15 protein-coding genes are annotated in these 12,511 nt (G+C 71.3%); 13 read left to right on the top strand and 2 right to left on the bottom strand.

Features of this window, described 5'->3' with window-relative positions:
• The 4 genes from ACXJMZ_RS11790 to ACXJMZ_RS11775 all read left to right on the top strand — a co-directional run.
• Positions 1 to 813: sensor histidine kinase (locus ACXJMZ_RS11790; RefSeq protein ID WP_457029944.1), on the top strand; the 813-nt coding region annotated here is incomplete at its 5' end.
• A complete protein-coding gene (locus tag ACXJMZ_RS11785) occupies positions 810 to 1,490 on the top strand; it encodes a response regulator (protein ID WP_457029943.1) in 681 nt (226 codons plus the stop codon). The genes ACXJMZ_RS11790 and ACXJMZ_RS11785, both read left to right, overlap by 4 nt.
• 52 nt (positions 1,491 to 1,542) lie before the next feature.
• Positions 1,543 to 1,947, top strand: coding sequence for an OB-fold nucleic acid binding domain-containing protein (locus ACXJMZ_RS11780; protein ID WP_057238435.1), 405 nt, complete (start codon positions 1,543 to 1,545; stop codon positions 1,945 to 1,947).
• A 2-nt stretch (positions 1,948 to 1,949) separates the two neighbouring features.
• Complete coding sequence (locus ACXJMZ_RS11775) at positions 1,950 to 2,705, top strand: DUF3159 domain-containing protein (protein ID WP_457029942.1); 756 nt, start codon at positions 1,950 to 1,952, stop codon at positions 2,703 to 2,705.
• A gap of 49 nt (positions 2,706 to 2,754) precedes the next feature.
• Here ACXJMZ_RS11775 and ACXJMZ_RS11770 read toward each other — a convergent pair whose 3' ends face one another.
• Together ACXJMZ_RS11770 and ACXJMZ_RS11765 are read right to left on the bottom strand one after the other, a co-directional pair.
• Positions 2,755 to 3,426: a potassium channel family protein gene (locus ACXJMZ_RS11770; protein ID WP_457029941.1), complete on the bottom strand. Its 672-nt coding sequence runs from the start codon at positions 3,424 to 3,426 to the stop codon at positions 2,755 to 2,757.
• On the bottom strand, positions 3,426 to 4,094 hold the full coding sequence (locus tag ACXJMZ_RS11765) for a potassium channel family protein (RefSeq protein WP_457029940.1): 669 nt from the start codon (positions 4,092 to 4,094) through the stop codon (positions 3,426 to 3,428). The genes ACXJMZ_RS11770 and ACXJMZ_RS11765 overlap by 1 nt, the downstream gene beginning before the upstream one ends.
• Positions 4,095 to 4,338: 244 nt before the next feature.
• Between ACXJMZ_RS11765 and ACXJMZ_RS11760 the strand changes: the two genes are divergently transcribed.
• The 9 genes from ACXJMZ_RS11760 (at position 4,339) to ACXJMZ_RS11720 (ending at position 12,368) form a co-directional block, all read left to right on the top strand.
• Positions 4,339 to 6,396 (top strand): APC family permease, encoded by a 2,058-nt coding sequence (locus ACXJMZ_RS11760; RefSeq protein ID WP_457029939.1) that lies wholly within the window; start codon positions 4,339 to 4,341, stop codon positions 6,394 to 6,396.
• Between the two features lie 296 nt (positions 6,397 to 6,692).
• The gene (locus ACXJMZ_RS11755) at positions 6,693 to 8,054 is read left to right on the top strand and encodes a class I SAM-dependent RNA methyltransferase (RefSeq protein ID WP_457029951.1); all 1,362 of its coding nucleotides are present in this window, start codon (positions 6,693 to 6,695) and stop codon (positions 8,052 to 8,054) included.
• A 302-nt stretch (positions 8,055 to 8,356) separates the two neighbouring features.
• Positions 8,357 to 8,638 (top strand): hypothetical protein, encoded by a 282-nt coding sequence (locus ACXJMZ_RS11750; protein ID WP_457029938.1) that lies wholly within the window; start codon positions 8,357 to 8,359, stop codon positions 8,636 to 8,638.
• A 6-nt stretch (positions 8,639 to 8,644) separates the two neighbouring features.
• Complete coding sequence (locus ACXJMZ_RS11745; protein ID WP_457029937.1) at positions 8,645 to 8,899, top strand: hypothetical protein; 255 nt, start codon at positions 8,645 to 8,647, stop codon at positions 8,897 to 8,899.
• 181 nt (positions 8,900 to 9,080) lie between these two features.
• Positions 9,081 to 9,317, top strand: a complete 237-nt coding sequence (locus ACXJMZ_RS11740) for a toxin-antitoxin system HicB family antitoxin (protein WP_057238448.1) — start codon at positions 9,081 to 9,083, stop codon at positions 9,315 to 9,317.
• Entirely contained in the window at positions 9,314 to 9,745 is a 432-nt protein-coding gene (locus ACXJMZ_RS11735; protein WP_057238449.1) for a hypothetical protein, read from the top strand. The genes ACXJMZ_RS11740 and ACXJMZ_RS11735 overlap by 4 nt, the downstream gene beginning before the upstream one ends.
• A gap of 43 nt (positions 9,746 to 9,788) precedes the next feature.
• On the top strand, positions 9,789 to 10,637 hold the full coding sequence (locus tag ACXJMZ_RS11730; RefSeq protein WP_457029936.1) for a putative RNA methyltransferase: 849 nt from the start codon (positions 9,789 to 9,791) through the stop codon (positions 10,635 to 10,637).
• A gap of 127 nt (positions 10,638 to 10,764) precedes the next feature.
• Positions 10,765 to 12,045: an AAA family ATPase gene (locus ACXJMZ_RS11725; RefSeq protein ID WP_457029935.1), complete on the top strand. Its 1,281-nt coding sequence runs from the start codon at positions 10,765 to 10,767 to the stop codon at positions 12,043 to 12,045.
• Between the two features lie 2 nt (positions 12,046 to 12,047).
• Complete coding sequence (locus ACXJMZ_RS11720) at positions 12,048 to 12,368, top strand: nucleotide pyrophosphohydrolase (RefSeq protein WP_457029934.1); 321 nt, start codon at positions 12,048 to 12,050, stop codon at positions 12,366 to 12,368.
• Positions 12,369 to 12,511: the final 143 nt, after the last annotated feature.

Genomic DNA, 12,511 nt, shown 5'->3' with positions numbered 1-12,511 from the left:
GCCCAGGGCGCGGCCCTGCTGGAGCGCCGCCGGCTGGCCGGGGAGGCCGCCGCGGCCCGCCGGGAGGCCGAGGGCAACCGGATCAGGACCGCCCTGCTGGCCGCGGTCTCGCACGACCTGCGCACCCCGCTGGCCGGGATCAAGGCGGCGGTCAGCTCGCTGCGCGCGGACGACGTCGAGTGGAGCCCGGAGGACGAGGCCGAACTGCTGGCGGGCATCGAGACCGGCGCCGACCGGCTCGACCACCTGATCAACAACCTGCTGGACATGAGCCGCCTGCAGACCGGCACGGTGGCCCCGCTGATCCGCGACACCGACCTGGACGAGGTGGTCCCGTACGCGCTCGGCGGGGTGCCGCCGGGATCGGTCCGCCTCGACGTGCCCGAGACGCTGGCCATGGTCCGGGCCGACGGCGGGCTGCTGGAGCGGGCGCTGGCCAACCTGGTGGAGAACGCTGTCAAGTACAGCTCCGACGTGCTGGTGCGGGCCGCCGCGATCGACCGTCCGGGCGCCGCCCGGCAGGTCGAGGTGCGGATAGTGGACCGCGGCCCCGGTGTGCCCGAGGACGCCAAGGAGCGGATCTTCGCGCCGTTCCAGCGCTACGGCGACGCCCCGCGCGGCGCCGGTGTCGGGCTCGGCCTGGCCGTGGCCCGGGGCTTCGTCGAGGTGATGGGCGGCACGCTGGCCGCCGAGGACACCCCCGGCGGCGGGCTGACCATGGTGGTCGTGCTGCCCGCCGCCGTACCCGAGCCCGACCCCTCTTCGAACCCTGAGACCGATCCCTCACCGAACCGAAAGGCGGAGCCCGTATGACCCGGGTCCTCGTCGTGGACGACGAACCGCAGATCGTCCGCGCCCTGGTGATCAACCTCAAGGCCCGGAAGTACGAGGTGGACGCCGCCCATGACGGTGCGTCAGCCCTGGAACTGGCCGCCGCCCGGCACCCCGACGTGGTGCTGCTCGACCTCGGCCTGCCGGATCTGGACGGCGTCGAGGTGATCCGCGGCCTGCGTGGCTGGACCAGGGTGCCGATCATCGTGCTGTCCGCCCGGCACAGTTCGGACGAGAAGGTCGAGGCGCTGGACGCCGGGGCGGACGACTACGTCACCAAGCCGTTCGGCATGGACGAGCTGCTGGCCCGGATGCGGGCCGCGATCCGGCGGGCCGAGCCGGTGGCCGGCGAGGACGAGTCGACCGTGGTCACCGAGGGCTTCACGGTCGACCTGGCCGCGAAGAAGGTCAACCGGGACGGCGCCGACGTCCGCCTCACCCCGACCGAGTGGCACCTGCTGGAGGTGCTGGTCCGCAACGCCGGCCGGCTGGTCAGCCAGACCCAGCTGCTCCAGGAGGTCTGGGGCCCGGCCTACCGCACCGAGACCAACTACCTGCGGGTCTACCTGGCCCAGCTGCGCCGGAAGCTGGAGGCGGACCCGAGCCGGCCGCGGCACTTCATCACCGAACCCGGCATGGGCTACCGCTTCGAACCCTGACCGGGACCCCCGGCCCTGCCGTTCGAACAGCTGAAACCGGTACCCTTCCGACATGAGTGGTGACAACAGCAGCGAGCAGCCGCAGGGCCGGTTCCGCCGCATGATCAGCCGCCTCACCTCCTCCTCCGAGGAGCTGGACGCGGAAGAGCTGCGGCAGGACACGGCGGAGTCGGGCTGCACTCCGATCGCCAGCTGCGGGGACCGTGAGGTGGTCACCGTGGCCGGGACCCTGCGCACCGTTACCCTCCGCCCCCGGGCCGGGGTCCCCGCCCTGGAGGCCGAGCTCTTCGACGGCAGTGACGCGCTGGACGTGGTCTGGCTCGGCCGCCGTTCGATCATCGGTATAGAGCCGGGCCGTCGGCTCATCGCCACCGGCCGGATCAGTCACGCACGCGGGCGCCGCGTGCTGTTCAACCCCCGCTACGAACTGCGTCCGGCCGGACACGGGAGCGAGTGAGTGTGACCAACCTGCCCGGCGGCGATCCCGCCGCCCAGCTCGACCTGGCCAAGCCCGTCCCCGCCGCCCTGACGGCGGAGGAGGAGCAGGCCGGTCGCGAGGCTGCCTCCAAGGAGGCGGCCGAGACGGTGCTGAAGGCCTTCGGCGGTGTCCGGGGCATGATCGACATGACCCTGCCCGGTCTGGTCTTCATCATCACCTTCAACATCACCCACGAGGTGGCCCCGGCCGCCTGGGCCGCGCTCGGGCTGAGCCTGCTGTTCGTGGTGGTCCGGCTGTTCCGCCGGGAGACCGTCCAGCACGCCTTCAGCGGCGTGTTCGGGGTCGCGCTCGGTGCCTGGATCTCGATGAAGACCGGCAAGGCGGAGAACTTCTACCTGCCCGGCCTGCTCTGGAACGTCGGCTACTGCCTGGGCCTGGCGGTCTCCGCCCTGGTCCGCTGGCCGCTGATCGGCGTGATGCTCGGCCCGATCACCGGTGAGATGTTCACCTGGCGGACCCAGAACCCGGGGCGGCTGGCCGCGTACACCAAAGCGACCTGGGCCTGGGTGGTGGTGATGGGCATCAAGCCGGTGATCCTCTTCCCGCTCTACTTCACCGGGAACGTCAACCTGCTCGGCTGGCTCAAGGTCGCGCTGGGCATTCCGCCGCTGCTGCTGGCGATGTACCTGACCTGGCAGATCCTGCTCAAGGCGCCGCCGCCCATCAAGGCGGAGATCGAAGAGCACACCGAAGAGCACAGCGAAGAACCGAAGTAACGCCGAAGGGCCCCACCGGAGTGGGGCCCTTCGTCCGTTCCGGTTGCCGCTACTGGGCGCCGGAGCCCGCCGACAGGAGCTGCTCGAGCTCCTCCTCGCGCTCCTGGGCCGCCACGAAGAGCAGCTCGTCGCCGCCCTCCAGGGTGTCGTCCTTGCCCGGCACCAGCACCCGGCCCTCGCGGATGATGGTCACCAGCGCGGTGTCGGTCGGCCAGGCGACATCGCCGACCCGGGTGCCGACCAGCTCGGTGTCGGCCGCCAGGGTCAGCTCGACCAGGTTGGCGTTGCCCTGGCTGAACCGCATCAGCCGGACCAGGTCGCCGACGCTCACGGCCTCCTCGACCAGCGCCGACATCAGGCGCGGGGTGGAGACCGCGACGTCCACGCCCCAGGACTCGTTGAACAGCCACTCGTTCTTCGGGTTGTTCACCCGGGCGACCACCCGGGGCACCCCGTACTCGGTCTTGGCCAGCAGCGAGACGACCATGTTGACCTTGTCGTCACCGGTGGCGGCGATCACCACGTGGCAGCGCTGCAGCGCGGCCTCGTCCAGCGAGGTGATCTCGCAGGCGTCGGCCAGCAGCCACTCGGCCATCGGCACCCGCTCCACCGAGATGGAGTTCGGGTTCTTGTCGATCAGCAGGACGTCGTGGCCGTTCTCCAGCAGCTCGCCCGCGATCGAGCGGCCGACCGCGCCGGCTCCGGCAATGGCGACTCTCATCAGTGCTCATCCTCCTGCGGGCCCTGCGCGAACGCGGCCTCGACGGTGACCAGGTCGGCCCGGCGCAGCATCACGTGCACCAGGTCGCCCTCCTGGACGACGAGTTGAGGGGTCGGCAGGACGCCCTCGCCCAGCCGGGTGAGGAACGCGACCCGGGCTCCGGACGCCTCCTCCAGCGCGGTCAGCTTGTGGCCGACCCAGGACGGTGCGTACGCCACCTCGGCCAGCTGCACGCCGCCGCTCGGGTCCTGCCAGAGCGGCTCGCCGCCGCTGGGCAGCAGCCGGCGCAGCATCTGGTCGGCGGTCCACCGGACGGTGGCCACGGTCGGGATGCCCAGGCGCTGGTACACCTCGGCCCGGCGGGGGTCGTAGATCCGGGCCGCGACGTTCTCCACACCGAAGTTCTCCCGGGCGACCCGGGCGGCGATGATGTTGGAGTTGTCACCGCTGGAGACCGCGGCGAACGCCCCGGCCTCCTCGATCCCGGCCTCGCGCAGGGTGTCCTGGTCGAAGCCGACCCCGGTCACCCGCCGGCCGTTGAAGTGCGAGCCGAGCCTGCGGAAGGCGGTCGGGTCCTGATCGACCACGGCGACCGAGTGACCCTGTTTCTCGAGCGCGCGCGCGAGGGCGGAACCCACCCGGCCGCAGCCCATGATGACGATGTGCACGGGACTACCTCACCCGGTCCGTTGGGATCATGACCTGCGCAGACACCGATCGTCATCCTTCCGCCCCCGACTCCGGGGGGACAGTTCGCCGAGTCCTCGGCACCGTGTGGCGCGGGATGTTCCTGATGGTTCCCGCGCACTCATCATCCGACACGCTAGCCCCTCTACCGAACACAGTCCCGACAAAGGGGCCACCGGGGGGCGTCGATGCGGAGGCGACCCCCTACGATTCCTTAACGTGCCTATGCCTGCTGACCTACCGAAACGCATTCTGATCGGCCGCGCGCTGCGCAGCGACAAGCTCGGGGAGACTCTGCTTCCCAAGCGGATCGCTCTGCCGGTGTTCGCCTCCGACGCCCTCTCCTCCGTGGCGTACGCGCCCGAGGAGATCCTGCTCACCCTCTCGGTGGCGGGTGTCTCGGCGATCCACTTCTCCTGGCAGATCGGCATCGTGGTCGCCGTCGTGATGCTCGCGGTGGTGGCCTCGTACCGGCAGAACGTGCACGCCTACCCGAGCGGTGGCGGCGACTACGAGGTCGCCACCGTCAACCACGGGCCGAACTCCGGCCTGGTGGTGGCCAGCGCCCTGATGGTCGACTACGTGCTCACCGTGGCGGTGTCGACCACCTCGGGCGTGGCCAACGTGGTGTCCGCGGTGCCGTCGTTGCGCGGGCACGAGATGGGAATCTCGATCACCCTGGTGATCGTGCTGATGGGGATCAACCTGCGCGGCGTCCGGGAGTCCGGCAGCGCCTTCGCGATCCCGACCTACGCCTTCATGTTCGGCATCGTGGGCATGATCGTCTGGGGCATGGTCCGGGACCTGGTCTTCGGGTCCGAGATGGCCGCCGAGAGTTCCGGCTTCCAGCTGGAGGCGCTGCCCGGCAACGACAATCTGGCCGGGTTCGCGCTGGTCTTCCTGCTGCTCAAGGCGTTCTCCTCGGGCTGTGCCGCGCTGACCGGTGTCGAGGCGATCAGCAACGGGGTGCCCGCCTTCCGCAAGCCGAAGAGCAAGAACGCCGCGAACACGCTGCTGATGATGGCGGTCTTCGCGGTCGTGATGTTCATGGGCATCATCTACCTGGCCCGGCTGACCGGTACTCAGATGGCAGAGGAGTCGCACCAGCTGGTCGGTGCTCCGGCGGACTACCACCAGAAGACCGCGCTGTCGCAGATCAGCGAGGCGGTGTTCTCCAACTTCACCCCGGGCTTCTACTTCATCGCCGCCGTCACCGGGCTGATCCTGGTGCTGGCCGCCAACACCGCCTTCAACGGCTTCCCGGTGCTCGGCTCGATCCTGGCCCAGGACCGTTACCTGCCCCGGCAGCTGCACACCCGCGGCGACCGGCTCGCCTTCTCCAACGGCATCATCCTGCTGGCGGGCGCGGCGATCCTGTTCATCGTGGCGTTCAACGCCGACCCCACCCGGCTGATCCAGCTGTACATCGTCGGCGTCTTCGTCTCCTTCAACATGAGCCAGTCCGGCATGATCCGGCACTGGACCAGGCTGCTGCGCACCGAGCAGGACCCGAAGAAGCGCGCCCACATGCAGCGCAGCCGGGCGATCAACGCCTTCGGCCTGGTGATGACCATGGCGGTGCTGATCGTGGTGCTGGCCACCAAGATCGGCCATGCCTGGATCGCGATCGCCGCGATGGTGGTGCTGTTCGTGATGATGAAGGCGATCCGCAGGCACTACGACCGGGTCTCCCGCGAGCTGGTCGCCGCCGAGGAGCCGGACGACGTGGTGCTGCCCACCCGGGTGCACGCCATCGTGCTGGTCTCCAAGCTGCACAAGCCCGCCCTGCGCGCGCTGGCGTACGCCCGGCTGACCCGGGCGCACACCCTGGAGGCGGTCACCGTCAACGTGGACCCCTCGGACACCGAGGCGCTCCGCCGGGACTGGGACGAGCGCGGCATCGAGGTGCCGCTCAAGGTGCTCGACTCGCCGTTCCGCGAGGTCACCGGGCCGGTGCTGGAGTACGTGAAGAACCTGCGCCGCAGCAGCCCGCGCGACGTGGTCGCGGTCTACATCCCCGAGTACGTGGTCGGGCACTGGTACGAGCACCTGCTGCACAACCAGAGTGCGCTGCGGCTCAAGGGACGGCTGCTGTTCAAGCCCGGAGTGATGGTGACGTCCGTACCCTGGCAGTTGGAGTCCTCCGAACGGCGCAAGCCGCAGAAGGCCTGGTCCGCTCCCGGCGCCGTCCGGCGCGGTGAGCCCCGGCCGCAGCGCGTAGAGTCGAGGACTTCCGCATCCGCCAGTACCGCCAGCAACCCCAGCAAGGACGCCGACTCGTGACCCCCAACAACCCGCCCCGCTCCTCCGGCTCCGGCTCCGGCCGTACCGGCAAGGGCAAGGGCAAGTCCGGCAGCAAGCCGGGTCAGGTCGCCCGGCCCCGCTGGGGCGCCCGCCCGGCCCGCCCGGAGGCGACCGACCGCGACGGCTTCACGGCGCAGACCGCGCCGCTGGCGCCGGGTGAGCCCGAGGTGCGGCCCGAGTCCAAGCGAGCGGCCGGCAACAGCGCGAAGAAGCAGACCGTACGCCCCCCGAAGGCCGCAGGCACCGGCGCGCCCGCTGCCCGCGCAGCCCGTCCGATGAAGACCGAGCGGTCCACCAAGGCGTCCACCCCCAGGGTGCCCGCCGGTGACCCGCTGGTCGGCGAGCGCTACGAGGTCGAGGTCGGCGCGGTCGCGCACGGCGGCGGCCACTGCGTGGCCCGGCACGAGGGCCGGGTGCTCTTCGTCCGGCACGCGCTGCCCGGCGAGAAGGTGATCGCCCAGGTCACCGAGGGCACCACCAAGTCCCGTTTCCTGCGTGCCGACGCGGTGGAGATCCTGGAGCCCGCCAAGGACCGGATCCCGGCCCCCTGCCCGTTCTCAGGCCCCGGCAAGTGCGGCGGCTGCGACTGGCAGCACGTCACCTCGGGCGGCCAGCGCAAGCTCAAGGTCGCGGTGCTCACCGAGCAGCTCGCCAAGCTGGGCGGCCTGACCCCCGCCGAGGCCGGCTGGGACGGTACCGTCGAGCCGGTCGGCGGCAAGCTCCCGGCGGGCGAGGTCCCGGCCTGGCGCACCCGGATCCAGTACGCGGTGGACCCGGCGACCGGCAAGGTCGGCCTGCGCCGCCACCGCTCGCACGAGCTGGAGCCCGTCGACCGCTGCCTGATCGCCGCCGAGGGCATCACCGAGCTCGGCGTCGAGGCCCGCAGCTGGCCCGGCATCAGCTCGATCGACGTGATCGCCGCGGCCGGCTCCTCCGACCGCCAGGTGATCCTCACCCCGACGCCCGGTTCCCAGCTCCCGCTGGTCGAGCTCGACAAGCCGGTCTCGATCTCCCGGGTCGACGAGCAGGACCTGATCCACAAGGTGCACGGCCGTTCCTTCGTCCGTGAGCGGGCGGCCGGCCGCACCTGGCGGGTCTCCAACGGCGGCTTCTGGCAGATCCACCCGGAGGCCCCCGACACCCTGGTCGGCGCCGTCCTGGACGGCCTCGACCCGCAGTGGGGCGAGAGCGCCCTCGACCTCTACTGCGGCGTGGGCCTGTTCGCCGGCGCCCTGGCCGACCGGGTCGGCGAGGACGGCGCCGTCCTCGGCATCGAGTCCAGCAAGCAGGCCGTCGTCGACGCCCGCCACAACCTGGCCACCCTCGACAACGTCCGGATCGAGCACGACCGGGTGGAGACCCTGCTGCCCCGCACCGGCATCACCTCCACCGACCTGATCGTCCTCGACCCGCCCCGCGCGGGCGCCGGCCGCGAGACCGTCGCCCACCTGGCCGGCCTCTCCGCCCGCCGGATCGCCTACGTCGCCTGCGACCCCGCCGCCCTCGCCCGCGACCTCGCCCTCTTCCGCGAGGGCGGCTACCGGCCGGTCTCGCTGCGCGCGTTCGACCTCTTCCCGATGACCCACCACTTCGAGTGCGTGGCCATCCTGGAGCCGATCGCCGAGCAGGCGGTCTGACGGTCTGCCACTGATGGGCGTCGAGGCTTCTGCCTCGGCGCCCATCAGTCGTCTCCGCGGGTGCTGCTACCTCGCTGGTGTGGGCCGGCATCTCGAGTCGGCCGTGGAGCAGTAGCCCATCCAGGTCAGCAGGAAGCGGCCCGGAGTTGCCGAGCAGGCTGGGGCTCGGCCAACGCCCTAGCCTGCGGGGGGGGGTCTCTGAGCCCCCGTCAGCTGTCTCGCCGTCCGTGCGGACCACTGCGCTGCGTCTCGGGGCGGCCTGTCTCGGGGGCCGCGCCCGCCATGGTGGTGCGGTCGGAGGGGTGCATCCGGAGCCGGTGGTGGGGAAGGCGGTGTTCGGGCTCGGGGTGCTGGCGGTGGTGCTGATCGCCTGGTACGCCTACTACCTGTTCCGGATCGGGCGGTGCGGCGAGACCGATGAGGAGGAGCTGATCGGGGTGCCGGCCCGGCTGGCCCAACTGCCCACCAGGCGGCGCCGGATGACGACGGTGCTGGTGTTCGCGGTGGCCGCGGCGGTGGGTTTCGCCTGGTGGCTGCGCGGCGATGACGGCCTCGGCGCGTTGCTCTCCAGCAAGGTCAATTAGTGGACCGTGCCGATCGCCTGCCTGCCGCTCCCCTGCGCGGCGGGCGGCGGCAGTTGGTCGCTGCCGCTGGACCTGCGCTTCCTGCCGTGGAAGGCGGGGCTGCTGTTCGTGGTGCAGTGCGTGCTGCCCGGTGAGAACGCCCGCCTAGTGCTGGGCTGCGTCTACCTTGTGCTCGCGCTCGCCCTGCTCACCCGGTGCTCGCGCGAACTCGTCCCGACAGCACGGGCGTTGGGTGGCCGGATCGAGGGTGAACCGCATTGATCCACGCCTGGGGGAGCTCGCCCCGGGCCGCAGCTCGAGGCGCAGGTCCGGGTCGCCGGATGGCATTTTTTTACCGCACTGGATGGGCCACCTGGGTGCCAATCCGGTCGTGCGCGGGTAAGGGAGTGCGGAGGCCGGAATGCGCCCTTGTTGTGCTAGCACATCAGCGCTAGCGTGAAGCATGGCCAAAAAGCAGCTGAACGTCAGGGTGGACGCCACGACCGCCGAGATCGCCCGGGAGCGGGCCGAGCAGCAGGGGATCAGCATGAACCAGTACATCGAACGGCTCGTGCAGCAGGACATGGGCGAGGCAGGGCGACTGTTCGTCGACACCGCCGCGCAGTTCATGAAGGAGTACGAGACCGCCTTCCTCGCCGAGTTCGAGCGCGGCGCCGAGCTGCAGGACGTGCGCCGTTGAAACTTGAGGTAGACCTGTCCTGGCTGCTCATGACAGCCGAGCAGTACACCCCGGGCGACCCGCAGGTGACCGACTACGGTTCGCTGCTCGCCTCGGTTGCCCGGCACCAGGCCGAGATCTTCGACATCGCCGTCTACCCCGAGCCGCAGGACCGTGCTGCGGCCCTGATGCACCAACTGATCCGCGTTCCTGCCCTGGAGCGGACCAACGAGCTGTTCGCCACCGCCGTCGCCTACTCCTACCTGGTGGCAAGCGGCTGCACCGTCGCCACCACCGCCCGTGAGGTACGTAGCCTGGCCCGGGCCATCCGGGAGGGCAAGCTCAGCGTCAGTGGGGTCGCCGAGCGGCTGGCCGGCTGGATAGTCGACGACCCCGAGGACGAGGAGGTCAGCGGCGAGGACGACGGCGAAGAGGGCGAAGCTGATTGAGTAGCCTGGTGGTCCACCCCCACACCGGCGAGGACCATCCACGTTGTTGCAGGACATCGAGCGCTATCTGGCCTGCCCGCACTGCGCCCGGCCGTTGAACCTGGACGGCCGGACCCTGCGCTGTGCGGCGGGCCACAGCTTCGACCAGGCGAAGCAGGGCTACGTCAGCCTGCTCGCCGGTGACGCCCACACCGGCACCGGCGACACCGCCGAGATGGTGGCCGCCCGGGGGGACTTCCTGGCCGCCGGGCACTACCACCCGATCGCCGACGCACTGGCCGAGGCGGCCGAGGTGGCAGCGGCAGCCGGCCAGGGCGGCGACGGGTCGACGGGCCTGGTCGCCGACCTGGGGGCGGGCACCGGCTACTACCTGGCGCACGTACTCGACCGGACGGGCGGGGCCGGCGCCGCGCTCGACATCTCCAAGTTCGCACTCCGGCGCGCAGCCAGGGCGCACCCCAGGATCGGCGCGCTGGTCTGCGACGCCTGGCGCCCGCTGCCGCTGCTGGACGGCTCCGCCGATCTGCTGCTCAACGTCTTCGCGCCGCGCAACGGCCCTGAGATCCGTCGGGTGCTCCGCGCCGGCGGCCGGATGCTGCTGGTCTCGCCGACCTCCCGTCACCTCCGAGAGCTGGTGGACGCGTTGGGACTGCTCTCGGTCGACGAGGACAAGGAGCGCCGTACGGACGAGAAGCTCAGCCCGTGGCTGACCCGCGCCGACCGCACCGAGGTCGAGTTCCGGCTGCGGCTCTCGCACGCGGAGGCCAACGAGGTGGTCGCGATGGGCCCGAACGCCTGGCACACCGACCCGGCCCGGTTGGCCGCCGCGCTCGCCGAGCTGCCCGACCCGGTCGAGGTGACCGGCTCGGTGCACCTCACCACCTACCGCTGAGCGACCGAGCCCCCGAGTCGAGCCCGAGCCCGGGTCGGGCAGGGCGGGGAAGGGCCGGGGACTCGTTGGGATGAAGATCCGCCGCAGGCACGTTTCGGCACCTTCGACGGCGGCTAACGTCCCACCAGTGACCAGCGAAGTCGTCCGTCCCGCAGCCGTCCGCCCCGTCCTCCGCCCCACCGTGGAGGAGCTGCGCCTCACCTCCTTCAAGTCCTACCGGCGGACCACCCTGCCGCTCTCCCCGCTGACCGTCCTGTACGGCCCCTCGGGGGTCGGCAAGTCGAACGCGCTGGACGCACTGGCCACCCTCTCCCGGCTCTCCCTCGGCGAGCCCATCGGTCCTTCGCTGGACGGCCTCGGCGGCAGTTCGGGCCCGCTCGCGCTGCCGATCCGCGGCGGCATGCTCGGCTGCGTCCCGCACGGCCGGAACGCGATCATCCTCGGCTGCACCGTCCGCTCGGCCGCCGGGCCGATCCGGCTCGAACTGGTGGTCCGCACCGACGGCCCGGTCCGGGTCGCCCGGGAGTGGCTGACCTGCGCCGGGCAGACCCTGGTGGAGACCGGTGAGCAGGATGTCGCCCACGGCAGGGTCAACGTCACCTGGCACAACGACAGCAGGCAGGGCGACATCCGGGCGCCGTTCCCCAACGACAGCCTGATCACCGCTCAGATCCCGCTCCGGGTGGCGGGCTCCTCCAACGGTGAGCGTCAGGTGCTGGCCGCCGCCGAGCAGCTGCTCACCGCCCTGCGCGAGGTCTTCCCGCTGCACCCGGTGCCCGCACTCATGCGCGACTGGGCCGAGCCCGAGCAGGAGGCCAGGCTGCTTGCCTCGGCGGCCAACATCTCGCCCGTGCTGGCCCGGGTGAAGCAGCAGTGCACCCGCCGGTACGGCCGGCTGCTCAAGGCCGTTCAGCAGGCGGCCCCGCACCCGTTGCTCGGCCTGGACGTGGCCCGGCGCGGCCCTGAGGCCCGGGAGCAGCTGCTCGCCGTCTTCGACGAGGGAGTACTCGGCCGGACGGGCGCGGACCAGGCCTCGGACGGGATGCTGCGACTGCTCGCCTTCGCCACCGTCCTGCTCACCGGAGCCGGGGTGCTGGACGTCGATCCGGCCGTCGAGGTCCCGGCGGCGCACCGTCAGTTGACCGTGCTGGCCGAGGACTTGGCGGCCGGTCTCGGGGCGGAGCAGGTCTCGGCGCTGCTCCGGCTGGCCCGGGAGGTGTGCGAGAAGGAGGACATCCGCCTGCTGGGAGCGGTGCAGGACGTGGCTCCGGCCCGGGAACCGGGCCTGGGCGTCGAGCTGATCGAGTGCCGGCGCGATTCGGCCAGCGGCCACAGCGTGCTTCGGCCGGAGTCGGCCCGGGTGCCGCTGCAGGGCGCCCGGGCCGGCGTCGATGGGGTAGACCTGTAGTCGTGACCGACAAGACCCTCGATGACCTTCAGCAGCGGCTCACCGACTTCGCGGCCGCCCGGGGCTGGGAGCCCTTCCACACGCCGAAGAACCTGGCGGCCGCGCTCAGCGTGGAGGCGGGCGAACTGCTGGAGATCTTCCAGTGGTTGACTCCCGAGCAGGCGGCGACGGTGATGGCTGACCCGGACACTGCGCACCGGGTCAGGGACGAGGTCGCCGACGTGCTGGCGTACCTGCTCCAGTTCTGTACGGCGGTCGGCGTGGACCCGGCGGCCGCGCTGGCGGCCAAGATCGAACGCAACGAGATCCGCTTCCCGATCTGAGTCCGGTCCCCTGTCAGGCCCCCTGTCCGGTCCCTCGTGTGGGTGACGGAAGTTGTCCACAGGGGGTGGGTTGTCCACAGCTTCCCGGCTGTTTCGCCCGCACTACCCGGGCCCGCCGCACTCTTGCCGCGTGACACACCGTC

The organism is Kitasatospora sp. P5_F3 (assembly GCF_054049135.1).
The sequence above is the reverse complement of the archived record's forward strand: the minus strand, read 5'-3'. Positions and strand labels throughout refer to the sequence as shown.